Source organism: Vibrio sp. TAP-3B (genome assembly GCF_057784735.1).
In genome coordinates this window covers 633323-658956 of record NZ_CM173496.1, presented here as the reverse complement: position 1 = coordinate 658956, position 25634 = coordinate 633323, and the positions used below count along the sequence as shown (strand labels likewise).

The following is a 25634-nucleotide window of genomic DNA, read 5'->3' as shown; positions in this document are numbered from 1 at the left end:
CAAAAGAGGATGATAAGTAATTAAATAAAAAGCACTTATTTCTCACGGATGCTTCCATTAGAAGAGTACACTTGTGATGTGAGTCGATTATGCGATCCAATTTGAAGCGTAAAGTTACATTATTAATCAGTTTAAGTTGTTTTTCGTTCCAACTTGGCGCATTGAACACCGAAGAACGACAATGGGTTGAGGCAGTCACCACTGTGTATGGCGAACGCGCTGGATTGCGCGTAAACACATGGCGAGAAAACCTCGACCTTTTTAAAACATTAGAGACTCATGAACAGCTCGCTGGCGTTAACGATTTTTTTAACCAACTGTATTTCGTTGACGACATAAAGATGTGGGGAAAGACAGATTATTGGGCGACGCCACTCGAGTTTTTAGGAAGTAATGCCGGAGATTGTGAAGATTTCACCATCGCTAAGTACTTCTCATTGCTCGAGCTAGGAATACCAGATTCAAAAATGCGCTTAATTTACGTTAAAGCCATCCAATTGAATCAATTTCATATGGTACTCGCCTACTACCCTACCTTAAGTTCCGAGCCGTTCATTCTTGACAATATCAATCCTGATATTGTCCGAGCCTCTAAGCGTAGCGATTTGCTACCGATATACAGTTTTAATGGTACCAACTTGTGGTTGATGAAGTCTTCTGCTGGCACTGGAGAGCTAGCAGGGAAAGCATCAAGGTTGAGCCTTTGGAATGACTTACGCTCGCGCGAACGTAAGTTACAGTTAAATAAACCTAAAATAAACTATAACGAGTGAGAAACATGACCCTATATAAGAAACTTGTAGTGGGAATGGTGACGGTCTTTATGCTCTTGTTGACATCAGTATTCGTAATCCAATTCAATACGACTCGAGACAGCTTAGAGCAACAGCAACGTTCAGAGGTCAACAACACCATCAACACCGTAGGTCTGGCATTGGCTCCTTACCTAAAAGACAAAGACAAGGTAGCCGTCGAATCGGTGATCAATGCGTTGTTTGACGGCAGCACCTACTCGGTCGTTCGTCTCACCGCATTGGATTCAGACTACCAGATTGTGCGCACTTACCCTGTAAAACCAACCGCGGTGCCAGAGTGGTTTATCAACATGAACCTTTTCAAAGCAATTCACAATAAACGCGTGGTGACCAGTGGTTGGATGCAACTGGCAGAAGTGGAAATCATCAGCCACCCTGGTGCCGCGTATGAACAGCTTTGGCAAGGCTTTGTTGGCTTGTTATCTGCATTCGCTATTATCTTCCTAGCGGGTTTAGCGGCCATTTCTTACATTTTGCGTCGTTCACTAAAACCATTGTCTGCGATCGTAAATAAGATGTATCAAATTACTAATAATCAGTTTGGTGAGCCATTAACTCGTCCTAAAACCAAAGATCTCATCGCCGTTGTGGATGGCATCAACATGATGTCTGCTCAGATTGAATTGTCATTTAGAGAACAAGCGAAAGAAGCACAACGTCTTCGAGCTCAGGCTTATCTCGATCCTATTTCCAAACTGGGTAATCGCTCGTTCTACATTAACCAGATTGATCAATGGTTGGCAGAAAAAACACAAGGGGGGATCGCGCTTCTCCACGCTGAGTACATCGGTGATATTTACGAGACGAAAGATTACCAACGTGCTGATGCCCACGTAAAAGAGTTATCTCTACGCCTTAAAAACACCATCGATGTACCAGGGGCAACTATCGCTCGCCTATCTATTGATGAATTCGGCTTACTTTTTCCGCACATGGATGAAAGCGAATTGCGTATTCTCGCCGACAGTATTATGAACTGTGTTAATGGTTTAAATACCGATCCTACTGGTCTGACAAAACCCAAAGCCGCCTTGGGTGTTGCGCACAGCAAAGACCACATAACACGTTCAGAAGTCCTATCAATGGTGGATAACGCGCTGTCTAAAGCCAAAGCTCAGCCAGATAAGGCTTACGGCTTTATTGGCAGTGAAACGCCGTCTAACTTGATGGGAAAACAGCAGTGGAAAGCACTGGTTGAAGAAGCGATTCATAGCGATTGGGTCAAATTCCGCTTCCAAGCAGCGAAGAGCACTTGGGGCAAAGTATTCCATAATGAAGTATTCTCAAGCATCGAAAAAGAGGGCGAAACGTTCCGTGCCAACCAATATTTATTCGCACTAGAGCAGTTAGACGCGACCAACATCTTCGACCAATACGTCATTGAATCGATGATTAAGATGCTGGAAAGTGGCGAGCTAATCGATCCTGTCGCTATCAATATTGCACAAAGCAGCTTGTCTCAGCCATCTTTCATTCGCTGGATCACCAACATGTTGGAAAAACACGCCAAAGCCGCGTCTAAATTACACTTTGAAATTCCAGAAGAGTGTTTCATCGAACAACCTCACCATGCGGCGCTATTGTGTAATGCCATTCGTCAATCAGGAGCAGAATTCGGTGTTGATAACTACGGTCGTCACTTCCAGTCTTTGGAATATATCCAAGAGTTCCGCCCAAACTATGTGAAGCTCGATTATTTATTCACACACAATTTGCACGACGAAAAACAGAAGTTCACGCTAACGTCAATCTCGCGTACTGCCCACAATCTAGGTATTACGACGATTGCTTCTCGTATTGAAACTCAAATCCAGTTGGACTTCCTCACCGAACATTTCGTAGAGGTATTCCAAGGATTCATCGTCGACAAGGAATAAAAAGGTTTATCAACGATGAAAGACCCTTTGCTGAATTCGCTTATCTATGTAAGCCGTTACCATGGGTTAGCCAACTCGCCAGAAGCCCTAGTTAACGGGCTTCCACTGTCTGATGGCAAGTTAACTCCGTTTCTGCTTCCTCGAGCAGCAGAGAGGGCTGGATTGGTTGCTAAAGAAAATCGTTCAGAGCTGGGGAAAATCTCCAGCCTTATTCTGCCGGCAATCTTAGTGCTTAAAGGGGGCGACTCATGCGTTTTGAATAGTATCAATACAGAAACGCGAGAAGCCGAAGTCACGACCTTAGAAAGTGGAATGGTCCCCGTCTCCATTCCCTTACAAGACCTACTCGAGCAATACAGCGGACGCTACTTTTTAGTGAAAAAGCTATTCCGTTTCGATGAGCGCTCTCCTGAAGTACTCAAAACCAAACAAGGTCACTGGTTCTGGTCAACCTTCTGGCAGTCAAAACGCATCTACCGTGATGTTCTGATTGCCTCACTTCTCATCAACCTCTTTGCCGTAGCCGCGCCATTATTCACTCGCTTGGTGTACGACAAAGTCGTACCAAATCTCGCATTTGAAACCTTGTGGGTATTAGCAAGCGGCATCTTTGTGGTCTTCCTGTTTGACTTCATACTCAAGTCATTACGAAACTACTTTATCGATATCGCTGGTAAGAAATCCGATATTCTTATCTCCTCTAAATTGTTCAGTAAAGTGATGGGGATAAGAATGGAGTCTAAGCCGCCTTCGGTCGGCGCATTTGCACGTCACTTGCAAGAGTTTGAGTCCATTAGAGAGTTTTTCACCTCAGCGACTGTCAGCGCGCTCATCGACTTACCTTTTGCTATTTTGTTTCTAATTATCATTTGGTTAATGGCAGGCGAACTGGTGTATATCCCAATGGTAGGAGTCGTGATTTTGATCATTCACTCACTGCTGATTCAAGGACCTCTTCGCCGCTCTATCGAAGAGGGTTCTCGTCTTGCCTCGCAAAAATACGCTAACTTGATAGAAAGCCTAGCCGGATTAGAAACCGTGAAAATGCTCAGCGCGCAAAGCCAATTCCAATACCGTTGGGAAGAGGCGGTCGCACACATGGCAAATTGGAACATTAAAAGTCGCCGCATTACCGACAGTATTCAAAACTCCGCTGGCTTTGTACAACAAAGCAGTAATGTCGGGATGATCATTTTGGGTGTTTACCTGATTGCTGAAGGTGAGCTCACGATGGGCGGCTTGATCGCGGCAACCATGCTGAGCGGTCGTGCGATTGGCCCGTTAGTTCAGCTCTCTTTGCTCTCAACTCGCTATAATCAAGCGAAATCTTCCATGACAATTATTAATCAAGTGATGGAGATGCCAGACGAGCAAGAAGAAGGAAAACGCTACATTCACCGCCCAATCATACAAGGTAAGATTGAAATTGACCGCGTAAGCTTTCATTACCCTGATTCCCCAGTGGCATCTATTCGGGAGATTTCTTTAACGATAAATCCAGGGGAGAAAGTCGCCATTATAGGCCGAATTGGCTCGGGTAAAACGACATTAGAACGCTTGATTATGGGCTTATACAAGCCAACAGAAGGCCATGTTCGTATTGACGATACCGACATCGCGCAGCTTCATCATGTCGATATCCGACGCAACATTGGTTGTGTCGCGCAAGATGCGAATCTATTCTTTGGCTCTATTCGCGACAATATTACTTTAGGCCGCCCGCTGACCGATGACCGTGATGTATTGGATGCCGCAAACCGTGCTGGGGTGACTGCGTTTACCCAGTCCGATCCGGCGGGCTTGGAGCGTCAAGTTGGCGAAGGCGGTGCGATGCTTTCTGGCGGTCAACGTCAAGCGGTAACCATTGCTCGTGCGTTGTTGGGCCGTCCTCCGGTGTTACTTATGGATGAACCAACCAGCGCAATGGATAACCGCTCTGAGATGCACATCAAGCACCAATTAGCACAACTAAAACCGAGTGAGACACTGATCTTGATTACGCACAAAACGTCGATGCTCGATATCGTCGAGCGTGTGATCGTTATGGAAAAAGGCAGCATTATCGCTGACGGACCGAAAGCACAGGTATTAAGTGATTTGAAACATGGCAAAGTGCATGCTGTGAATAGCTGATATAACTTAAAACGTAAGAGAACGTTGTGAGTAAAGAAAGCTCTGCTCAATGAGCCGCTATGACAATGAGAGCCCCCATTCCATATCAAGCGTCAAGCCTGATTAACAGGAGTGACTGAACTTGTGACGTTATGACACGCTTCTCTTGCCGCGATAACGTACCTGAGAGATAGCTCAACAATACCCCATTGCAGAATCTGTCGCTAAAGTAAAAATTTGGCATTACTTACAGCAAAAAATCGGCTATAAAGCAGTTTCTTAATGTCATCGAGTGGAAAACATGAATGATTGGGTGCAATTAGAACACATGAGTCAGCATTTCAACGCTGGCTCTCTCGGTTATAAAGTGTTGATGGGTATTATTGTCTTGGTGGCTTATCGCATATTAAAAAGCATTGCCAATCGAGCCATCTTAAACTTAGCCACATCAAAAGGCGTTAAAAAAGCCCGTCTGAGTTTCATTCAGCGTTGTTTTAACGTCGCGCTTCTCTTTCTAACCGCCTCCGTTTTTGCCATTGTTACGGGGATAGGCTACGGTGACGTATCACTGTTTCTATCGTCTATTTTCGCCGTATTAGGTGTCGCATTCATCGCGCAATGGTCAATACTGAGTAACGTCACCGCCAGCTTCCTTATCTTCTTTTTTTTCCCATACCGAGTGGGAGATCACATCAAAGTCGTGGATAAAGACGAAGACATCAGTGGCGAGATTCAAGAAATCAGTATGTTTCATGTGTTGATTAAACACGCTAATGGTAACTTGATCACTTATCCAAACAACCAGATATTGCAAAAAGCGGTATTAAAGTTGGCTAAAACCAAACACGATTCAAAGCAAACGAAATCTCGGATTTACACCCGTATAAACAAATGAATCATCAAAAAAGCCGATGTACAAACATCGGCTTTTATGTAGTTAAAACGACTTCTTTATTTCTTGATATAGAGGTCTTTTGAGTAAATACGCCCTTCGACATTGTTCTTCGCGAAACCACCAACCGTTGGACGAATCAAGCGCGCTTGCATGTAATAGTAGATCGGTGCGATTGGCATATCTGTCGCGAGCAATTGTTCTGCTTGATCATAATAATCGTGGCGGATGCTTTCATCGGTTGCCGTTAGCGCATTTTCCATGACTTGGTCGTACGCTGCACTAGTGTAACGAGCAAAGTTACCAGAAGAACCAGAACGCAATAAACTCAAAAAGGTTGAGGCTTCGTTGTAATCACCGCACCAAGAAGCACGCATCACATCAAAATTGCCTTGTTTACGCGCGACTAAATAAGATTTCCACTCCTGATTCTCTAATTCAACCTTCGCCCCTAAATTTTGATTCAGCATTGAAGCAATGGCGACAGCGATCGATTTATTCGCTTCACTGGTATTGTAAAGCAGTTTGAACCTCAATGGATTTTCTTCACCATATCCCGCTTCTTTTAGTAATCGACGTGCCTTCTCATCACGTTGTTTTTGTGTCCAGTGACTGTATTCCGGTTGTGTGGCATCAAATCCAGCCGTGTATTGATGAGCAAAAGTGTAAGCTGGAAGGTGCCCCACTTGTGTTACACCATTCGTGATCACATCTCGCATGATGGAGTAGGACACGGCTTGACGTACACGCACGTCATCAAACGGAGGACGGGTGGTGTTAAATGCGTAGTAATAAGTACACAACAATGGCACCACGGTATAAGCTTGCTGATAATCTTGCTTGAGCTTTTTTGCCATGTAGGTTGGAATATCTGACGTAATATCCACTTCCCCGACTGCGTAGCGATTAATCGATGCATTTTGGTTTTCAAACGGAATGTAAGTGACTTTGTTTAAGTGAGTATTCGTACTGTCCCAATAGTTGGGGTTCTTCACCAGCTCAATGCGCTCATTCACGACCCATTGATCCAGCTTAAAGGCACCGTTACCAACAAATTGTTTGGGATCGCTCCACGGTTTATCACTCTTTTTTAGCGTGGCTCTGTGCACTGGCATCATGGAAGTGTGTCCCGTCATGGCGACAAAGTAAGGAACCTTACTATCTAACTCGAAACGCAGAGTATGTTTGTCGACAGCCGTAATACCGAGCGCTTCTAATGACTTTTTCCCCTCTGCCACATCTGCGATATTTTTGATCTTGGTTAGTTTGAGATACCACACATTGGGCGAAGCGGTTTGAGGAGCCACCGCGCGTCTTAGCGAATAAACAAAGTCTTCTGCCGTGACGGGATCGCCATTCGACCATTTGGCATCTTTGCGTAAGTGGAAAATAAATGTCTGGTTATCTTTGGTGTCCCAAGATTCAGCAACACCTGGAATGAGATTACCCTCACGATCTTGAATGACCAAACCTTCAAACAAGTCACGAATCACGTGCATTTCCGGTAGACCTTCCGCTTTTGCAGGATCCAACGTTGCAGCTTCCGCATCGTTAGCGCGCACCAAATGCTGTTCAGCAGCAAGTTGAACACCCTCTGGCAAAGAACCAGCAAAAACTGGAGTAGAGATAAATAGTGAGGAAATCAGTAGCGCCGTAAAATGTGTTTTTAAAACCATATTGTTTTCTTTCTCCTAACTCGTGTTGTGAAGCAAGCACCACAATTAACATGACAACCGTTGACGAGCGTAAACAGTTCGGTTTATGTAGTGATCAATACTACTTCATCAATCAGGAGATTACGGTGAGTCTAATTCCAAGAACGGAAAGAGCGGCCTTTTTAATTCAGCCAACATTATATGGACAGTCGGTATTGGGTGCACCTTTACTTTACTTCCCTGCGCAAGTGGACAGTGACTCGCGAGGGCTAATTATCGCGGGCACTCACGGTGATGAAACATCTTCTATTGCAGGTTTGTCCTGCGCACTGAGAAGTGTGCCTGCTGACAGTTTGAGACATGATGTGATCCTGTCTATGAACCCAGATGGAAATCAACTCGGTACTCGGGCTAATGCCAATCAAGTCGACCTTAACCGCGCCTTCCCAACCCAAAACTGGACGAAAGATAATACGGTATATCGCTGGAGCTCTCACACGCCAGTGCGAGATGTTAAAGTAAAAACAGGCAGTAAAGAGAAATTAGAGCCCGAAGTCGAAGCACTGATCAGATTAATTGAAGCGCGTAGGCCGAAATTTGTGGTCTCCTTCCACGAACCACTCGCCTTTGTCGATGACCCAGAATATTCGAATATTGCACGGTGGCTCAGTGAACAATTCAATTTACCAATAGTGACTGAAGTCGACTACGAGACTCCAGGCTCGTTTGGCACTTGGTGTAGTGAGTGCCTCTTACCTTGTATCACGGTTGAACTGCCCGCTATTTCGGTCGACCTCACTATCGAAAAGCATCTCTCCGCATTTATCGCTCTACTACAGTTCAATCTTAATCAAAAATAGAGAGTTAGAGCTATCGATAATGCCTCCTAGGTGGAGGGGAGATGTTATTACCTGAATTGATTTAATGCTTGGTATTTTTTATTCTGAGGATGAATTGGATGGTTAACTCTCCCAAACCAATATCGATGACGTAGTGACACTAACTGTGGTTTACAGTGTAAATAACAAGTTGACGCGACGAGCTTCAACACAAATTTGGTTAGCTGCATCTTTGCGTGCTTACGGCTCGCACCGTTTCTAATTTCTTTTGCTCACTTTTTGGTAAATGCTAACGCTTTGGATAAACAAGATATAACGAAAAATCACATCCACCGACGTGTAGAGTAAACATTCGATATGCTCTTTTTTTTGTCTTTGCTCGAGCTTTATCAAATTAAGATCAGCTAAATATGCTCGGCGCGCGAGCAGTTTACAGTGTAAAGCAGTACTGATTGAACCATTCATTTCCATACCGCCATTTGAATGGGAAGCATTGAAAGCCTCGCCCCTCAGCATACGACCCTTGAACATCATCTTTCTGTGTTTTTACATGTGGTCAAAAGATTAAATAATCCAAGGCCATGTAGCGCCCAATGCCATCGTTGGCGAATACCGTGGCTATTTGAGCTTTATTCATCAAACAAGCGATGACAGTCATATTGGGTATCAATGTAAAACTATTAAAAGCTATAACTGAGATAACTTCCTAAATTGTCGAAAGTAAAAGCCCACGTTTTTAACCGCATAACTAAAAGCGTGGGCTAAGTTAGATAGTTAAACTGCTGCGAGGCAATCTTTTTCCAAATTCGCAGAAACTTTAATTTCGTATTGATTAAAACAAAATATACTTCCGCCATGTGTGCGTTTGGTCGTCACCTTTTCATCTCCAAACTGCACCGTCACACGTGTAAAGACACGCTCCTTGGCTTCCACGACATTATCCTCTAACGCAACGTCAAACTCATTCTCGCTTTGTTCAAGCTTGTGCTGTACTTCTTCAAGACGACTGTTATTTTTTGCTTTAAGTGCTTCAATCTGCGCTTGCTCTTCATTCGTTCGCTCTATTTTCGGGCGTTTTTTAAATTCGAGCTCTTGCCGGATCACATTCATCGTCCCCTCTTGCGCTAGCTTGTAATCTTCTTTCAATTTAGCAATGCGTTCTTTATACACAGAAAAATGTGCAAACGCTTCAATTTTCGTGGCCGTATCTCCTTCGACACCAAGTTGAGAACAAAGCACCTTACCCGCAACTTTGGCATCTCCGCCACTGAGCGTGCCATTTTTACCTGTTGCATCGAGCACAACAAGATTACGTCCACATTGAATATCGTTATTCATGCTATGTACCGCAAGTTCGATATCTTCTCCTGACGTCAACTCACAATACTGAGCGTAGCTAGCGCGAATTGAGGCTTTCGTTTTGACGTGACAACTCTTTGGTTGTCCATCACTCACGTTATGACCAATAATGCCTTTACCAACTTGGATATCCCCTCTCGCCTCGACATCCGCAGACTCGATAAAACCGCCAACAGTGATTGACCCCGTAGCTTTGACGACCATACCAGATTCGATGTTACCGCCGATGATGACATTACCTTTGAACTTTACGTGCCCAGTGTTGATCCCAACACTATTGAGGCAGAGCGCATTATCCACTTCAATAGTTTTGTCTTTAATTAGTGGCGTGCCTGACACAGAAGCCACTAATAAATTAGGATCATGTTTACTGATTTCAGTGCCTTTCGCTGATTTCATCGGGCTATCTTTTCCCGCGAGCGGAGGAACAACACGTCCTTGAACGGTAAACCCAGGAGTGCCTTTCGTGGCAGGCGTGCGTCGCATCACTTCATCGCCAACTTCCACAGCAATCGTTTCACCGAGGTTGCGTAAATCAATTTTATCGCTAGAGGATTGGCCCTCTTTAGGTTTGAGAATGCGTTTGGTGATGTCTTTAACAAGCGGTGTGAAGATGGCGTCTTTCCCTTTGACGGGTTGCTTACCGACCGCTACAGGTTGAGAAAAAGTTTCACCGGGTTTCAGTTGAGCACTCACTACCATGACTTTTTTCAGCGCCAGCTTGTTAATTCCTTTGGATACTCGAGCTTGAGCAAGTGCTTGGACAATTTCAGGGCCGAGGAGTCCCCTTCCGCCATACGCACCAATCACGGTCATACTCGCAAGCATATCATTGTTAGACAGCTCTACATTTACTTGGGCATTGCATTTTTGCGCGATGACAATACCGTCGTATGCTTCTGCTTTTCGCTCTTTTGCGCAGTTAATAAATCGGACGACCTCAGCGTCATCAACCCACATTTTGTTAGCGTCTATCTCAGCGAGTTGCTCTCTTAATTCCTCATGCTTGAGTTTTGCTTCGATTTCTCGCGGAAGGCGAGCAACAACCTTGGTTTCGTCTTCAGACAGCGCTAGACACAGCTTCCACATACTCATACCAATCTACTTCCCTATTCCCTCCTCAGTTTACCCAAAACCATTTCATGAACAAACCTCGCATTGCTTATTATAAGGCTCACGTCACTAAAGACCGTGACTAAAGGAGTTACGTTGTAAGCAGGATGTATTGATGCGCAATTCATTGACCAAGCTGATCTTAAACGGTGAGATAGACCAATTTATTGGCTAGAGTAGCGATGTTATTCAACTAGAATCCACCGAGCCCCCAAAGACAAGGTTTACAGTTTTAAGTGATGAACAGTTTACTTTAAAGCTCAAATTAACTTGAGCGAAAGGATAGAAGCAAAAAGAGGGCTAAATTTACAGTGTAAAGTTAACCCTCTTCTCTTGTTTAATTTACAATGTAAATTACTCTAAATATTTTTTCACTTCCTCTCTTAATTGTTGCTCGACTTGCTTTCTTCCAGACAAACCAAATTGGTTTCCACACTCGGCCCAATCTCGATTTAGAAAGAGTTTACTGATCATCAAATCGGACACAGAACCTAAACCACGTTGAAGTAATCGCTGTTGAAGCCACAACGAAACCGATTCAAAACTACTTCCTCCATGTGCATAACTCTCAATCAAAGCTTGTTTGGCAGGATGAAGTGGCTTCGACAAGACTGAGTGTTGCAACAAAATACGAAATAGGGAAGGTTCTAATTTTGGATACACATAAGCGACGTGACTAAACAACATTTCTTTAAATAACGTTTGCGATTCTGCTATCCATGCTTGAGCTTTTGATCCGCATTGACGAACCATTAATAATGAATAACTGCCACTGGCTGCATCGCGCATGGTTCCTAAGCGAATGGATTGGAACCCTGACTTCTGCCAAAAATGAATCAACTCTTCGGTTGCACCAAAGCTGGTCGACAGATAAGAAATGTGTGGCGCGACAAACAACTCAAGTTGTTGCAGCATTTTTTGACCGATACCTTGACCTTGTAATTCGGGATGAACTGCAATTCGCATCACACGTAAAGTCGACAACTCACCAACGTTAGCAAAGCCAAGCTGATTGACAATGGTAATAGGGGTTAAATGTCCTTTCGGACGACGTGTACCTAGCTGCACATCTTTAATCAACTCGGCGTCAAGCCCTCCCTCCTCTACCGTCAATAGCACTCCAACGATATCGTTTTTATGCGTTGCAATATAAACCTCACTGCGGTCATCTTGTAGAAGATGAATTAAATCATTAGGAGATGTTTGATAATGAGCGTTGACCAACAGCGCGAAGCACTCACGCAAAAGATTAGGTTTAAGAAGCAATGCTTGTTTATCGACTTTGCTTAAACAAACGGACTCAATACCTTCAATACTTTTATAGGTTAACTCCGCATCCAATAAAAAGGCATCATATAGCCAAGATTCGAGCTTATCGGATTCACTCCAACGAATAGGCTGCGTCATGTGACACGTTTTGATGCCCGGCCGTTGTCGCTGTAACCATTCGATAAATTTGACCGTGAAGCCGCGTCCACACCCTTCATAACCATGCACCGTACTTGAAAACACCAGACGATGATAACGCTCAGTCATACTTTTCAACATTGGAACCGGAATGGCAGCAGCTTCATCGACGAGCAATAAATCACATTCAGGTAAGCTTGATAACAATTCATCCGGCGCGATAAATTGAATATAACCCTGACCGATTTCCAATCTGTCTTTCTTAATACGCTGAGCATTGTGCACCAAACGCAGAGCATGTTGATAAACCGGCTCAACGGCTTTCATTGAAGGGGCCGTAAGTAAAATTCTAAGCGGCTTTTGTTGTAACAAATGCGCACAAGCGATGCCAAGCGCACTGGTTTTTCCTCGGCCACGGTCGGCAGTTAATACTAACGGACGTTTTCGATGTCCGGTGACGACTTTCTCAATCAAACAGACCACATGTTGTTGTTCTGAGTATGGGCTCTGTTTTTCTAAAGTAGTGCTTTCTGGTAACGCGGGTAGGCGTTTATGTTGTTCAAGCACGGTGAGCTTTTGCCACTGCATCTGTATCCATTGTTGGGCATAGTTAGTGGGTTGATGCTGATCAACAACAACGATAAGAATACCGCCACCAACAAGCGCCCCAAGTGCCGCTGTGAAACTATTCGCATCAAAGTAGTGGCGAGCATCAAACAATAAAACATCACACTCTCTGCCCAACAACATATGTCCCTGCTTGGCCGACACACAGTCAGTGCTCTCCAATGACCAGTCACCGACACAAAACCAGCGTTGGTGATGTTGCGTTTTGTGAAACACAGAGACCAGGTCATCCTGCCATTTAGACTCACCTTGAAGTACGACACCGAAGCGTTGCCAAGACTGGTGGGCTTTCTGCTGAATTAATGAAAGGAAATCAGATTGTGCGTGCATTATGTTTACCTAACGTTGAACTCACACAATGGTATCACATCTTCATTTTATCGCTGTGGTTCAACCAAACCTACAGGCATAAAAAAACCGCCCGAAGGCGGTTCAAAAGTGTTCGACGCGTTACTGCATTTTACTTTGAACAAAAGCGAGGATTTCTTCCATCAAACTGTCATCAACTTTTTTCAAATTCAAAGCAAGGTTGCTGCCTTTACGACTGTAACTTGCTCGACCTTTTACAAGGTCAACTTTTTCAGCTTTCTTGTCAGGTTTTGCTGGTGCTAGTTCTGCAATCCAATGTTCGATGTGTTCGGTCACTTCTTTGGTCAAACGAGCGACGCCCTGAGCCGTACTACGCTGCCATAAAAAGCCCTCACTAGAGCGGCATTTATTAATTAGCTCTTGCTGTTGTTGTGGCGTTAACATCGAGAATTGTTTATGTAACTTAACAATCGTCGGACGTCCGAGGTCGCTAACGTTAGGGTAAGCTTGCAATAACTCTAACGGTAATGCTGCGGCCTTCAAAGCGCCACTAACCAACGCTTCACTGCATTGAAAAATGTTCGCGAGTGCTTTTTGATCTTCCGCTTCACCACTGTCTAGTTTTGCCTGCATCTCTTTACCTTTCTCATACAAAGAGAGAGGTTTGTGCGCGTTCGCTACGTCCGATAGAAACCGAGCATGGTCTGTATTGATCTCGTCACCAACGTAAACCAAGAAATCTTGCTCAGCAAGAATACAAGACATACGACGACGGCTACCATCTAAGACTTCAATCTGGCCGTCTTTCGTTCGCCGGCCTACCGCTGGGTATTGTTGACCACGTTCTTTTAATGTAACCAATACATCGGACAAGGCATGTTCATTTAAGAACGATTGCTCACGAGCATTATCCACAAATACGGTTGTATCTGTCGCAACTCTATCTGCCGGAATACGAACTAGCTCAAATTGAACGATGTTTTCACCAGCGACGGCCAACTCAATGGTTTGAGCTTTGTCTTTTGCCGCCGTTTGCGCCTCCTGAGGAGTTACAACACGGCGTTTATTGGTTTTACCAAATAATTTCGCGTTTAGTTCAGACGTTTTCAAAGCCATTTACTCATTACCCCTGATTCAATGACGACCAATTAGAGTGCAATACACGCTCTAACTCCAGTGCACTTTTATGCACAGCATCCTGTGCGGTTGCGAGTGTTTTCTTACCACCTTCAAAATCGCTGATGGTCAGGTCAAACACGGTACTATAAGTATCCGCACACGTCTCAAACGCACGACTACGCGGAATGGTAGCCATCATAACTTGGTCACCGAGAAGATAGTTCATTTCAGTTAAAACAGAGACTTGTTTTTTATTGTCATCCTCAAACATGGTTGGCATTAAGCGAACAAACTCAAGACCATTCCAATCTTTCGGGAACATTTCATATACCGTCGGTAAATGCTGGAAGAAGTTTACTGTTGAAGCCCAGTCAAGACGCTTGGCCGCACAAGGGATCAGCAGGGCATTAGAGGCATACATGGCGTTCCATACTAACGGATCAACGTGTGGACCAGTATCAATCATGATGATGTCAAAATCGTCAGAAATTTTCTCAATCAATTGTTCTTTAAGAAGACGTACAATATCTAGTGAAGGATCTTCCGAGAGTGTTTGCCACGCTTCAGCATTGAACATTGCATCTTCTGGAAACGCCGAAATCGACTTTAGGTTTGGGTATTGAGTTGGCAGCATTACATTCTTACGCAAGAATTCGCTATCAATTTCTACCCCATCCGGCACGTTACCTAACATAATATCGACGGCGGAATAGATATTATTGTGTTCAGCCATGCTGATTTGTGGATTGAGGAATAGACGCAAAGAGCCTTGTGGATCCAAGTCAATCAAACAAATACGGTAGCGTTTATCCAAATTCAGCGCTAAACATGCCGCTAAATGAACGGCTGTCATTGACTTACCTGTGCCACCCTTTTGGTTTTGCACGTTAATAACCCAGGGGTTATTAGCAACATTCTTTTTACGCTCATGGAATTTAGGCACTTCTGCCGCGTCCATTAACATATGCGCTTCTTCTAACGTAATAGAATAATGGTTAGCGTTATTCTTAGTGAATTGATGACCAGCCGATTCCATTTTACCGATAGCATCATCTAACTTGCGACGAGTTAACCCTGATCGCGTTTCCATCATTGCTTTAGACATTGGAGGGAAGTAGTTGTCACTTCGCTCCTCTAAAACAATCTCAATACGATCAGCTTGAACTTGTTGCGTGAGCTCAGCTAACTCAAGAAGATTATCAATCGTTTTTTCTCTTTTCATGCCAAATTCCGTTGGAAGATTTATGCTTGCAATTGTACAGCAATAAATAACAAAAACAACAAAAAGGTGCACGTTCATTTTGAACACCCATCACATAAAAAAACACTTAAATCGACGATTTTATGATTTATAGTAAAAAATATACTCAATTTTAATCAAATATTCTCAGTATATAAGACAACTTACTCCTTAAGATTTTAACAGTTACAGCGTCACGCATTTACAATGTAAATCAATTTTTTACGGAACGATTATATTGATAAGCTAAACTACGGATTATGTTAGATCAACCCAATCTAAATGCGGATAACTTTAATTACTTGCATATTGAAATGGTCGATAGCTCTTGATCATGCATCCGAGCTAAAAGGAACCGTTTATGTTCAAATTTAACAGGAAGAATGATCAAGGGCATTACTTGATCATCTTTCCGAGTATTATGGAAGCTACGAAAGCATGATCATGGAAAAACGAGGGGAAGTGCAACGAGAAAACGTGAGTTAGACAAGATCCACGAAGCGGAAAGATGATCAAGACCGAAAATCTCTCGGAAGCATGAGTTTGTATCGCTATTTTACGGTAGGATGCAGATAGAACGGGGGATTAAGAAGAAGTCCGACTATAAAGTGTGTGGAACAATACAATAACCATAATCAACACTGATAACTGTTATTATCATGATCATGCTTCCTAAACTAAGCAGATTCAATGCATTGAAGGAGATATGTATAACAATTGAGGACATTTCAATCAGAAGGATAATTTCTCATCACTTCCGCACTCGAACCGGTGAGATTGTTTACTCTTGATCATGGTTCCAAGCAAAAAAGCATCTTTTTATATACATATGAAAGAGTCGATAAACTCAAGCATGACTGATATTTGTGGATAACCTGTAAAGAGTTCATGATCATCGTTTCATTTCTTGTTTGATCATGGTTTCAGAAACGTAATGATCATGCTTGCAGAGATATTTGATCATCGTTTCCTATCTATCTTGATCATGGTTTCAGTAAAAAGATGATCATAGTTCCGAAAGGGATCTATGAAATGTCAATACTTAACAATGACTTACAGCAACAAAAACAACCAGATCATTAGATCATATAATCATTTAAGATCATATTAATCAAAAAGATCAGTTATTTAAAAAAACAATAATTTTTCTTTCTTTATGATCTGTTTTTCTTTATTCTTCGGAAACATAGCATAACTACGGCTAGTGTGAACTGGATCTAAAATGACGGCTGATGAAAAAATTCTGATTAAAGCACCAAGAAGCCATAAGGATGGCCACCTTTTTGAGGTACATGAATCTTCTGCAGATTGGGTAGAGCAGTACCAGTATTTCAAAGGAGTGACCAAAAGCATTCTAGAGCTGCTGAATTTGATCTCGTTACGAGGCTTCAGCAGCAAAGATGGATTGGTGTCAACCACGGAGATTGTGGCGGCAACTGATGGTCAATTAACGCGAGCTGCCCTTCAGCAACGATTACGTGCAGCCGTCAATATCGGCTTGTTCACCCAAACACCAGTGCGCTTTGAAGAAGGGCTGGCGGGCAAAAGTATGTTACATAAGTTTGTAAATCCTAATCAGCTTATTTCAGTTTTGGGAGCAACCAGTCTTGTTACCGACAAAGTTCGTCAAAACGAGAAACAAAAACGTTCAAAAGCGTTAGCACAAACCCAAGTGAACAAACGGTTGTTGAATGAACATGGTTTAAATACACCACCCACAATGAAAGATGAAGCTGAGCAATTTATTGTCTCTCCAACCAACTGGGCAGGGATCATTGACCAAGCACTTGCTCCGCCACGTACACGAAAGAGTTATCAAAAATCGATGGTGTCGATCTCCGGTACCAAAGCCGTCATCGAAACACGTTCATCGAAAAATATTATGACCGTAGATGATCTGATGACGTTGTTTGCTTTGTTCACACTGACGGTTCAGTATCATGATCACCACAAAGATCAATACCATCTTGACGCCGCGCATGTACCCAATAAAACGCCATTGTATATCACCGATATTTTGTCGTTACGTGGCAAAAAAGACAGCGGCCCAGCTCGTGATTCCATTAGGGATAGTATCGATCGTATTGAGTTTACCGACTTTCAACTGCACGAATTAACCGGGCGCTGGTTAAGTGAAAACATGCCCGAAGGATTCAAAAGTGATCGATTCCGTTTTCTTGCGAGAACGATCACCGCCTCGGAAGAGGCACCAGTTGAGGGGAGCGATGGTGAAATTCGAATTAAACCCAATCTGTATATCCTTGTTTGGGAGCCGTCGTTCTACGAAGAGTTACTTACTCGCGATTATTTCTTCTTGTTCCCACCAGAAATCCTTAAACAACACACATTAGTGTTTCAGATGTACTCCTTTTTCCGTAGTCGGATGGTACGCCGTCACACCGATAGTATGTTATTGAGTGAACTCAACCAAAAATTAGCGCGTAACATCGAGTGGCGTCGGTTCTCAATGGATTTGATCCGTGAGCTCAAACGTTTATCCGATGGCAAAGGAACGGACGATTTTTTTGTGGTCAATTTGTGGGGTTATCACTTAACGATCGAAACAATGATCGAGAATGACAAGGTGATGGATTATCAGATCGATATAAAATGTGATGTGGAAGAAGTACTACGTTACTCACGTGCTCGAACGACGAACGCAGGAAAGCGTAATATGGCGCCTACGCTGCCAAACCCATTACGTAATGAGATGGTTACCCGACAACAATTAGAAGAGCTCTCAGGCATCATTGACGGCGAATTTGAGCCTATTCAACGTAAAGCTCCGTCCCCAAGAGGAAATTTAGGCCGTCGAGTGAAGCAAAGAAAACACTTAGTGGAAATCAATGCTGATGAGATCACCATTACTCTATCTAAATATACCTCCCCAGAGGCTTTAGAACGCAGTATAACGGCTTTATCAGCAATGACAGGGCATACGTATGCCTCAATCAAAGAAGAGTGCTCAGAGTACATTGAGAAGCTAGATTGGTTGAGAGTAGAAGATCACCCTGTGCCATACGAAACATTAAGCAAAACGGTTGAGCTATTCAATACGCACAATGACATTAAGCACCTGACGATTGAACGCTTGATTGCGGGTTTAGCGGTTCGCCGAAAAGTTTGTCGCCAGATTTTTGATGGGCATATGAATGAGATGGTTTTTCGTGCACTTGATGAAATGGCAATTTAAAGATGGATTGTAAGTATGCTTAAACAATCAATAAACCTGATCAATGGATTTGAAATGAGACCATGTTTTTTATGATGAAAAACAAACCTAACCTAACGCTAACAACGTGCTGACATTGATGGTCGGGGTGAGAGCTAATATTTATCCCGAATAGACAACCTTTTGTCCTTTCTTATGATTAATAGATTGGCTCATATTGTTACATTCATTCTGAATAGATTTCGCGAGTTTCTCCTCAGGAAACTCGCATTTTTTTATCTAAATTTCACTATCACGATGATCATCTTGCCGAATTAATGACATAACCCTTGATCATGCTTCCTTGTTTCATTCCAGTTTAATGCCCGCATTAAAGCGACGTGTGCTTCGATCAAGCTATTTGCTTGCTGTTGCCATACCTTCTGATCGCTCTGTTGATTACAAAATTCCAACCCTAAAACGGTGAGGTGTTGTAATCGTTTCAAGCACCAGTCTTTAATGACGATATCGGTGGTGACCTGACATGCGGTTTGCTCTAACTTAGCGCTCGTGTAAAGAAGGCTTTGATAGGCTTTTTGCTTATTTTGGTATCTTGTGTGTTGAAACACTCGCAAGCAGCCATCCAACCAACATGCAATTGCTTTACTTTGCGGCTCTGTCAGTTCCGGACCAAATACACTATCTGGCACCTGATACAAGATCGTTTCCAGTTCGTCGATTTGATCATGGTTCTGATTTTCATACCACATCGAGATCAGATCTTGCCAGTGACTCAATTCCATAACGCTGCCTCAGTCGGTTGCTTTACCAAGTCATTTGATCCAACGTGATCGAATTTGTCGAAGATAGTGTTGCTACGGGTTCGTATCGCATTGGTGCCTGTTGAATAGTTTGGCTCACTTTTAACGAAGTTACCAAAACAAGGTGTTAATGTCTGAGATCCATAATGCTATGCATATGAGTGGTGGATTTCGCGTAAGCGAGTACTTCTGACCAAAACAATAGATAATCGTTATCATGATTAAATGTGACGGATGTCAGAAAGGTAGAATCGCGAATAAGGGCAGTATTTATTCGCAAGCAGAAGGGAATAAAAGGGCACTAACGTTGTATTTGAAAGAGAGAAAAGCAGTAAAAATTGAGCTGGATCATTTGTGTTTTTGGCGGGGGAATTACTCGAATCTAATCGTAAACATTCCCTTTGGCAAAGCTTAAATGATGGATCTATTAAAGAGTTGATGAAAGGGCGGGAAGAGTCACATTTCCCTACAGTTTTTCTTACCACCTTCCCTTGGGTTTGCTATAGATTACGCATCGAAAACATGGTTTATTCGGAGGAAATATGTCCATTAATTCTATCGACCATGATGAGATGACCAACATTGCTCACAAATGGGAATTACCTGAAGAAGAAAGCGTTGTGAAGCCTGAGAAAACAGTAAAATCAGCACAAGCCAGAAGACGTATTGAAGCGCTACGTGAAATCCGTGAAAGCGGGTTGAGCATAGAAGAAGCAAGGGAGCTTGGCTTGATTCACTAATTTTTCATTTAGGTACACCAGTTCATAGGGTAGTCAACAGACTGCCCTTTTTATTTCCAACCACTCTATCTCTTCAAGCTACAGGTATGAATGAGTTTGTAGCGAAGCCAGTCAAGAAAGTCACTTACAGTAAATATTCAAGTAGTAGTGCTTGGCAAAAAGATTGGTTTCAGTTCTGGGGCCAAATCGTTAACTTGAAATTGATCAAGTTGAGTGCGTTTATATTCTGCAATTGCGACTCGGTATGCTATAGTGCGCGGCTAGTATTTTAAGTACCTTGAGGCTGTGAATGTCGTTTAATCTATCCCTGTTGCCGCCTGATGAAAAAAACCAAATCGAACTGGATAAACAAGCGTCGTTTTTGGTTTGGAAACTCAGAGAGGCCAAATCTGGTCCAGAAGTTATCGCAGAGCAGTTATCCAAGATGCACGATGCTGATGAAAAAGCTTTTTTCCAGCAATCGGTCGAAAAGTACAAACGAGTAATGGGTGTCGCGTAATACGAATCGCGTCATTGGTATAATCCAGTGTGGCGAATGAGGTCATCTCCCCATTCCTTTGCTGAGCGAAAATTGAAAAGGTTTCGCTTTTTGCTAAAATTCCTCGCATTGAATTTGAATTAGAATTTAGAGAGACATCCCGATGGGAAGAAGTTTTGAAGTGCGCAAAGCCTCTATGGCGAAAACTGCAGGCGCGAAAATTAAGGTTTATTCCAAATACGGTAAAGAAATTTACATGTGCGCGAAAAACGGCGGTAGTGACCCAGACATGAACTTGTCTCTTCGCCACTTGATCGCGAAAGCGAAAAAAGATCAGGTACCAGCACACGTTATCGATAAAGCACTAGACAAAGCAAGCGGCGGTGGTGGTGAAGAGTATCAACCAGCACGCTATGAAGGCTTCGGCCCTGGTGGTGTCAGTGTTATCGTTGACTGCCTAACAGATAATGGCAACCGTACTTTCCAAGATGTACGCCAGTGTTTTGTTAAAGTCGGTGCCAAAATCGGTGTTGAAGGTTCGGTCTCTCACATGTTTGATCACCAGGCGGTATTCCAGTTCAAAGGTGATGATGATGAAATCATTTTAGAAACACTAATGATGGAAGATGTCGACGTTACTGACGTTGAGCTAGAAGATGGCGTGATCACAGTATTTGCTCCTCACACCGAGTTTTTCAAGACAAAAACGGCTTTGAATACGGCATTTCCAGATCTCACTCTTGATGTGGAAGAAATTACTTTCGTTCCTCAAACTCACACACCAGTAACGGGTGAAGATACCGAGAAATTCCAAAAATTCTTAGATCTTCTAGATGACTGCGATGACGTTCAACAGGTATACCACAACGCAGAACTATAATTTCTCGCTGTTGACGTTATAAAAAGGCTTCCCAAGGGAAGCCTTTTTTGATCGCATCAATTTGAGTGGTTGTTTACACCATCATGGTGGCGTAGGCCGTTTAACTAATCGTGAACTCACTACCCTCAACGTCTGTCTGCGCCGCACTTTACGTCATAAGTGTCAACGCGCCATCTTGAGATCAACTTATTGAATCGTTCGACTGAATTTAAGGCTTGCAGTCCAACCGAGAACACCAATGAATGCATATCCCCCAACATTCAGCCAACCAGCGTCAGGAATGGCACTCAATGGATTTGGTGCGATAACGGCGTGTAAAGGGAGATAGAGTACAGCTTTGAAGAACTGGTCAATCCCGTAATATCCAAATAGTGCGATTGGCATCCAACGGAGCGCGTAAATGGCAATAAATAGAATCACTAATGGCGAACTTACTTTCTGTGACATCGCCATGGCAGTTAAAGCCAGCGGCAATAGTAGAAAACCTGTCACGACCATTCTTGCTAAGAACTCACTCCAATGCAGCAACACGTAACTTAAAGAAGTTTGGCGGTACAATAACGTCAGTTGGTGGTCGGTCGAGATATCCAACAACCACAACATAAGGTCCGCAGCCAATACCAAGGCAGAGCAGACGAGTGGGATCACCAACAGGCCAAATCCTAATTTGACCAAGTGGGTTTTAACATCACTGACAGGCATACTCCGCCAGAACATAATACTGCCTTCTCTGCGTTCCTTTCTCAGGGTTCTTGGGAAGTATTGAATGCCTAACAGCATAGACAACAGACCAGCACTGCCAATAATCAATATACTGACGTTGTCGCTGAGGTCTTTGTGAATATCACCGACATCCCCACTAACGCTCATTTGGAACAACATATTATGCTGCAGGCCAGCATTACTCATTAAGCTGATAAACAGTATGAGCCCACATGCAAACACAAACAAAGGAATGCGTAAAACGAGAGGGTTTTCTAACCATTCTTTGCGCAACATCGCTACCACTGTACGCATTATGCTGTCTCCTTCTGCAATGCTAAAAATAGGTCGGCTAGTTTCACGCCATGGATATCGCCGAGAGGCTCTGCTTGCTGAGCGTATTCGGAGGAGAGTAACCATTTTGTGGTGCCTAATCCTATTTGAGAGGAGAGCGGCTGCATGGTTTCAATTTTCAAGCGATGCCTATCACTGGCATCAAGAATGAAATAGTCTTCATGAATGGTATCCATTGAGGTCTGCAACACCGAGCGACCATGCTTAAGAATCAGCACATCCGTCAGTAGGTGTTCAATCTCAGACACTTCATGACTGGCGATGATCAGCACACGCTCGCCATCGTGGAACCATTCCAATAAGTGACGATAAAAAGTATCGCGATAGACCAAATCCAATCCGAGGGTGGGTTCATCCAAGATCAGGATTTGCGTGTTGGTCGCGATAACAATGGCGAGATGCAATTGAACTTTCATCCCTTTTGATAGGGACTTGATGCGTGCACGGGCGTTGATGTCGGTTTGACGAAGTAAAGCATCGGCTTTGTTACGGTTAAACTCTGGATGGACCCCTTCGGTATAGTTAAGAAGTTGTGCTACCGTCATCCAATCGGGCAGAACGTTGACATCAGAGATGTATGATAAACTCTGCATGATTTTATCGCGCTGCATGATAGGCTCAAACCCGTTGATACGGATCGTGCCTTTATATTCGTGTGCGCCGAGTAGGGCGTTAATCAGCGTCGATTTACCCGCACCATTGTGGCCGAGCAAACCAAGCACTTGACCTGCATGTAGGTCAAAACTGACTTCGTGTAGTGCTTCTCCTTGTTGACGATATTGTTTGGAGACTTGTTTTACACTGACTAATGCGCTCATTGGTCACCTTTCATATGTGGTTTGAGTTGCTGGATGAATTCGTCGAGCGACATGTCCAGACGTTGTAATGTGTCGGCGATCTGCGGCAGTTGTTGCTTAAGAAAACGCATTTTCTCGTCGGCGAGCAGTTTTAGTTTGGCACCTTGAGCGACAAACATACCTTGACCACGTTTTTTTTCTACCAACCCCTCGTCAACCAATAACTGGTATCCTTTCATAACGGTCAGGTGGTTGATTTTCATATCAGCAGAGAGACTACGCACAGAGGGCAGAGCGTCGCCATCGTGCCAGATACCTTGTAGTATTTGCTGGGTGATCTGGTCAGCCAACTGACGAAAAATCGGTTGGCGATCATGCCAATTGGTCATAAGCTTATCTCGTGACTGAAGTGGTGTTATATATATGTATAACACCACAAAGGTTACAAGGACAGTATTAATTAGGGAATTAAGGAAGGAGCCGCGTATTGATTTCTACAACAGCAGGAGGCATAGAGTGTGTCTGAAAAAATATCGACATCGGCATTAGCGAAAACCCGCAAGATGGAAGCCAAGCTGTTGTTTGCCGATCTTAAGCGTGCAGGCTACATCACTCGCCAAGAAGACAAATGGATACTGACCGAAGAAGGCGCAAAGTTTGGCGGCGAGTATGTGGACCATCCAAAATTTGGTCAATTTATTGTGTGGCCGACCAATCTGCATATTGAGCTGACTTCGAGTTCAGGGAAAACACTGAGCGCAACTCAGCTTGGTGACAAACTTAAACTGAATGCAAAAAGAGTGAATCAACTGCTCAGTGAACTAGGTTGGATTGCCAAGTCGGAAGAAGGTTGGAAGGCCACTGAAGCAGGCGTCCGCGCCGGAGGGCAACAGAGAGTTGATAAAGAAATGCAGAATACTTTTGTGGTTTGGCATGATGTAGTTTTACGCAACAAGCGTTTGAAGCAATCTGTTGTGGAGTTTTTAGGCCAAGATGCGGAATCTCACTCAACCGATAAATCGTATGCTAGTTTTCGTCAAAAGTTTGAAGCCAAACATCGTACTTTGGACGGGCATTACGTGCGTTCCAAAGGGGAGCTCTTGATCGATAACTGGCTCTATTTGGCTGGTGTGGTGCACGCTTATGAACGTCAGCTACCTATCGAGCAAGATGTGACGAGTGATTTCTATCTGCCAAGCGGTAAAGTCTATTTGCAATTTTGGGGAAGTGATACTGGAGCAATAGCGTCAGCCGAGCGTGAATCGATTCGCGCTGTGTATGCGCAGCACAACTTCAACTTGATAGAAGTAGAACCGAGTGAGCTAGATAAGTTGGATGAGCTACTACCCAAACGCTTGCGCCAGTTTGAGATTCAAGTTTATTAAACGGAATTTTCAGCCCAGCGCCATGCAAAAAGCAATGAAAAAACCCGTGATGAATCACGGGTTTTATGTTTCAGCGTGTATCTTGGTTGTCACCCAAAGGATTAGAAACCTTTAATGTTTTCCGCTTCTAGCTCAGAGAAATATTTCACGGTTTTCACTTTGAGCTCTTGTTGAGCTTGCTCGTCACAAACGATAACAGCCTTAGGGTGAAGTTGAAGAGCAGATACGGTCCAAAGGTGGTTCACACAGCCTTCTACTGCCGCTTCAAGCGCCTGAGCTTTGTTATGGCCGGTTACTAGAATCATGACTTCTTCTGCGTCTAGCAATGTACCCACACCGATAGTTAGTGCGTATTTAGGTACTTGATTGATATCGCCGTCGAAGAAACGAGAATTCGCAATACGAGTATCTTCTGTCAGTGTCTTGATGCGAGTACGAGAAGACAATGATGATGCAGGTTCGTTGAACGCAATGTGGCCGTCATTACCGACACCACCCATGAACAAATTGATCTTGCCGTAAGACTTAATTTTGTCTTCGTAGCGTTTGCATTCTGTATCGTGGTCATCGGTGTTGCCATTCAGCAAATTGATGTTTTCTTCTTGAACGTCAATGTGATTGAAGAAGTTGCTGTACATAAATGAACGGTAGGACTCAGGGTGATCGGCAGGAATACCAATATATTCATCCATATTGAAAGTCACAACGTGTTTGAAGCTGATTTCGCCTGCTTGGTATAGCTCGATCAATGCTTTGTAAGTCGCTAGAGGAGTGCCACCAGTTGGTAGACCCAGAACGAATGGACGCTCAGCTGTAGGTTTAAAGTCGTTGATACGCTTAGTGATGTGCGCAGCCGCCCACTTACCTACTTGTGCTGCTCGAGTTAACGGGATAAGTCTCATTTTGTGCCCCTAGTCATTGGAATTTAAGATGTTCTGATGCATTAATTCGCATTATAAAAT

General features: G+C 43.5%; 20 protein-coding genes. 10 read left to right on the top strand and 10 right to left on the bottom strand.

The genetic code is table 11. The features are described from left to right. Window positions 1-89: 89 nt before the first annotated feature. From AC3D28_RS17420 to AC3D28_RS17405, 4 genes are all read left to right on the top strand, one after another. The gene (locus AC3D28_RS17420; RefSeq protein WP_488536135.1) at window positions 90-773 is read left to right on the top strand and encodes a transglutaminase-like cysteine peptidase; all 684 of its coding nucleotides are present in this window, start codon (window positions 90-92) and stop codon (window positions 771-773) included. Between the two features lie 5 nt (window positions 774-778). Then, window positions 779-2692: a bifunctional diguanylate cyclase/phosphodiesterase gene (locus AC3D28_RS17415; RefSeq protein WP_488536134.1), complete on the top strand. Its 1914-nt coding sequence runs from the start codon at window positions 779-781 to the stop codon at window positions 2690-2692. A gap of 15 nt (window positions 2693-2707) precedes the next feature. Further along, on the top strand, window positions 2708-4825 hold the full coding sequence (locus AC3D28_RS17410) for a type I secretion system permease/ATPase (RefSeq protein ID WP_488536133.1): 2118 nt from the start codon (window positions 2708-2710) through the stop codon (window positions 4823-4825). A 280-nt stretch (window positions 4826-5105) separates the two neighbouring features. After that, window positions 5106-5699 carry a mechanosensitive ion channel family protein gene (locus AC3D28_RS17405; protein WP_488536132.1) on the top strand — a complete coding sequence of 198 codons (594 nt, stop codon included), beginning with the start codon at window positions 5106-5108 and terminating at the stop codon, window positions 5697-5699. A 56-nt stretch (window positions 5700-5755) separates the two neighbouring features. Here the strand turns inward: AC3D28_RS17405 and AC3D28_RS17400 are convergent, their stop codons facing one another. Next, the gene (locus AC3D28_RS17400) at window positions 5756-7372 is read right to left on the bottom strand and encodes an ABC transporter substrate-binding protein (RefSeq protein ID WP_488536131.1); all 1617 of its coding nucleotides are present in this window, start codon (window positions 7370-7372) and stop codon (window positions 5756-5758) included. 125 nt (window positions 7373-7497) lie between these two features. Here AC3D28_RS17400 and mpaA point away from each other — a divergent pair, with 125 nt between their 5' ends. Continuing rightward, window positions 7498-8211, top strand: coding sequence for a murein tripeptide amidase MpaA (mpaA, locus tag AC3D28_RS17395; protein WP_488536130.1), 714 nt, complete (start codon window positions 7498-7500; stop codon window positions 8209-8211). 753 nt (window positions 8212-8964) lie between these two features. On the opposite strand, the gene AC3D28_RS17390 is transcribed toward mpaA, so the two are convergent. From AC3D28_RS17390 to AC3D28_RS17375, 4 genes are all read right to left on the bottom strand, one after another. Beyond that, entirely contained in the window at window positions 8965-10638 is a 1674-nt protein-coding gene (locus tag AC3D28_RS17390) for a flagellar assembly protein A (RefSeq protein WP_488536831.1), read from the bottom strand. Between the two features lie 378 nt (window positions 10639-11016). Continuing rightward, a complete protein-coding gene (locus tag AC3D28_RS17385) occupies window positions 11017-13026 on the bottom strand; it encodes a tRNA(Met) cytidine acetyltransferase TmcA (protein ID WP_488536129.1) in 2010 nt (669 codons plus the stop codon). A gap of 120 nt (window positions 13027-13146) precedes the next feature. Further along, a complete protein-coding gene (locus AC3D28_RS17380) occupies window positions 13147-14121 on the bottom strand; it encodes a ParB/RepB/Spo0J family partition protein (RefSeq protein WP_488536128.1) in 975 nt (324 codons plus the stop codon). A 7-nt stretch (window positions 14122-14128) separates the two neighbouring features. Continuing rightward, window positions 14129-15346 carry a ParA family protein gene (locus AC3D28_RS17375; protein ID WP_098414412.1) on the bottom strand — a complete coding sequence of 406 codons (1218 nt, stop codon included), beginning with the start codon at window positions 15344-15346 and terminating at the stop codon, window positions 14129-14131. 1240 nt (window positions 15347-16586) lie between these two features. On the opposite strand from AC3D28_RS17375, the gene AC3D28_RS17370 reads away from it, so the two are divergent. Next, window positions 16587-18557: a replication initiator protein RctB domain-containing protein gene (locus AC3D28_RS17370; RefSeq protein WP_098414411.1), complete on the top strand. Its 1971-nt coding sequence runs from the start codon at window positions 16587-16589 to the stop codon at window positions 18555-18557. A 293-nt stretch (window positions 18558-18850) separates the two neighbouring features. Here AC3D28_RS17370 and AC3D28_RS17365 read toward each other — a convergent pair whose 3' ends face one another. After that, entirely contained in the window at window positions 18851-19318 is a 468-nt protein-coding gene (locus AC3D28_RS17365) for a transcriptional regulator (protein ID WP_488536127.1), read from the bottom strand. Between the two features lie 560 nt (window positions 19319-19878). Here AC3D28_RS17365 and AC3D28_RS17360 point away from each other — a divergent pair. The 3 genes from AC3D28_RS17360 (at window position 19879) to AC3D28_RS17350 (ending at window position 21434) form a co-directional block, all read left to right on the top strand. Further along, on the top strand, window positions 19879-20076 hold the full coding sequence (locus AC3D28_RS17360; RefSeq protein ID WP_098414408.1) for a PA3496 family putative envelope integrity protein: 198 nt from the start codon (window positions 19879-19881) through the stop codon (window positions 20074-20076). A gap of 289 nt (window positions 20077-20365) precedes the next feature. Then, window positions 20366-20575, top strand: a complete 210-nt coding sequence (locus AC3D28_RS17355) for a DUF3283 family protein (protein WP_098414407.1) — start codon at window positions 20366-20368, stop codon at window positions 20573-20575. Between the two features lie 142 nt (window positions 20576-20717). Then, window positions 20718-21434 carry a YebC/PmpR family DNA-binding transcriptional regulator gene (locus AC3D28_RS17350; protein ID WP_098414406.1) on the top strand — a complete coding sequence of 239 codons (717 nt, stop codon included), beginning with the start codon at window positions 20718-20720 and terminating at the stop codon, window positions 21432-21434. A gap of 186 nt (window positions 21435-21620) precedes the next feature. On the opposite strand, the gene AC3D28_RS17345 is transcribed toward AC3D28_RS17350, so the two are convergent. Genes AC3D28_RS17345 through AC3D28_RS17335 form a run of 3 tightly spaced genes read right to left on the bottom strand, consistent with a single transcriptional unit; the run spans window position 21621 to window position 23676 of the window. Beyond that, window positions 21621-22451, bottom strand: coding sequence for a hypothetical protein (locus tag AC3D28_RS17345; RefSeq protein WP_488536126.1), 831 nt, complete (start codon window positions 22449-22451; stop codon window positions 21621-21623). Continuing rightward, window positions 22451-23308 carry an ABC transporter ATP-binding protein gene (locus AC3D28_RS17340; protein ID WP_488536125.1) on the bottom strand — a complete coding sequence of 286 codons (858 nt, stop codon included), beginning with the start codon at window positions 23306-23308 and terminating at the stop codon, window positions 22451-22453. The genes AC3D28_RS17345 and AC3D28_RS17340 overlap by 1 nt, the downstream gene beginning before the upstream one ends. Continuing rightward, window positions 23305-23676: a GntR family transcriptional regulator gene (locus tag AC3D28_RS17335; RefSeq protein ID WP_098414404.1), complete on the bottom strand. Its 372-nt coding sequence runs from the start codon at window positions 23674-23676 to the stop codon at window positions 23305-23307. The genes AC3D28_RS17340 and AC3D28_RS17335 overlap by 4 nt, the downstream gene beginning before the upstream one ends. A 129-nt stretch (window positions 23677-23805) precedes the next feature. On the opposite strand from AC3D28_RS17335, the gene AC3D28_RS17330 reads away from it, so the two are divergent. Then, complete coding sequence (locus AC3D28_RS17330; RefSeq protein WP_488536124.1) at window positions 23806-24672, top strand: glycerol kinase; 867 nt, start codon at window positions 23806-23808, stop codon at window positions 24670-24672. 101 nt (window positions 24673-24773) lie between these two features. On the opposite strand, the gene nagB is transcribed toward AC3D28_RS17330, so the two are convergent. Continuing rightward, window positions 24774-25574, bottom strand: coding sequence for a glucosamine-6-phosphate deaminase (gene nagB / locus AC3D28_RS17325; RefSeq protein ID WP_098414402.1), 801 nt, complete (start codon window positions 25572-25574; stop codon window positions 24774-24776). Between the last annotated feature and the right edge of the window lie 60 nt (window positions 25575-25634).

Excerpts from the sequence above, each read along its gene's own strand:
- AC3D28_RS17420 (WP_488536135.1), top strand. The coding sequence starts at position 90 with ATGCGATCCAATTTGAAGCGTAAAGTTACATTATTAATCAGTTTAAGT.
- AC3D28_RS17415 (WP_488536134.1), top strand. The coding sequence starts at position 779 with ATGACCCTATATAAGAAACTTGTAGTGGGAATGGTGACGGTCTTTATG.
- AC3D28_RS17410 (WP_488536133.1), top strand. The coding sequence starts at position 2,708 with ATGAAAGACCCTTTGCTGAATTCGCTTATCTATGTAAGCCGTTACCAT.
- AC3D28_RS17405 (WP_488536132.1), top strand. The coding sequence starts at position 5,106 with ATGAATGATTGGGTGCAATTAGAACACATGAGTCAGCATTTCAACGCT.
- AC3D28_RS17400 (WP_488536131.1), bottom strand. The coding sequence starts at position 7,372 with ATGGTTTTAAAAACACATTTTACGGCGCTACTGATTTCCTCACTATTT.
- AC3D28_RS17390 (WP_488536831.1), bottom strand. The coding sequence starts at position 10,638 with ATGTGGAAGCTGTGTCTAGCGCTGTCTGAAGACGAAACCAAGGTTGTT.
- AC3D28_RS17385 (WP_488536129.1), bottom strand. The coding sequence starts at position 13,026 with ATGCACGCACAATCTGATTTCCTTTCATTAATTCAGCAGAAAGCCCAC.
- AC3D28_RS17380 (WP_488536128.1), bottom strand. The coding sequence starts at position 14,121 with ATGGCTTTGAAAACGTCTGAACTAAACGCGAAATTATTTGGTAAAACC.
- AC3D28_RS17375 (WP_098414412.1), bottom strand. The coding sequence starts at position 15,346 with ATGAAAAGAGAAAAAACGATTGATAATCTTCTTGAGTTAGCTGAGCTC.
- AC3D28_RS17370 (WP_098414411.1), top strand. The coding sequence starts at position 16,587 with ATGACGGCTGATGAAAAAATTCTGATTAAAGCACCAAGAAGCCATAAG.
- AC3D28_RS17365 (WP_488536127.1), bottom strand. The coding sequence starts at position 19,318 with ATGGAATTGAGTCACTGGCAAGATCTGATCTCGATGTGGTATGAAAAT.
- AC3D28_RS17360 (WP_098414408.1), top strand. The coding sequence starts at position 19,879 with ATGTCCATTAATTCTATCGACCATGATGAGATGACCAACATTGCTCAC.
- AC3D28_RS17355 (WP_098414407.1), top strand. The coding sequence starts at position 20,366 with ATGTCGTTTAATCTATCCCTGTTGCCGCCTGATGAAAAAAACCAAATC.
- AC3D28_RS17350 (WP_098414406.1), top strand. The coding sequence starts at position 20,718 with ATGGGAAGAAGTTTTGAAGTGCGCAAAGCCTCTATGGCGAAAACTGCA.
- AC3D28_RS17345 (WP_488536126.1), bottom strand. The coding sequence starts at position 22,451 with ATGCGTACAGTGGTAGCGATGTTGCGCAAAGAATGGTTAGAAAACCCT.
- AC3D28_RS17340 (WP_488536125.1), bottom strand. The coding sequence starts at position 23,308 with ATGAGCGCATTAGTCAGTGTAAAACAAGTCTCCAAACAATATCGTCAA.
- AC3D28_RS17335 (WP_098414404.1), bottom strand. The coding sequence starts at position 23,676 with ATGACCAATTGGCATGATCGCCAACCGATTTTTCGTCAGTTGGCTGAC.
- nagB (WP_098414402.1), bottom strand. The coding sequence starts at position 25,574 with ATGAGACTTATCCCGTTAACTCGAGCAGCACAAGTAGGTAAGTGGGCG.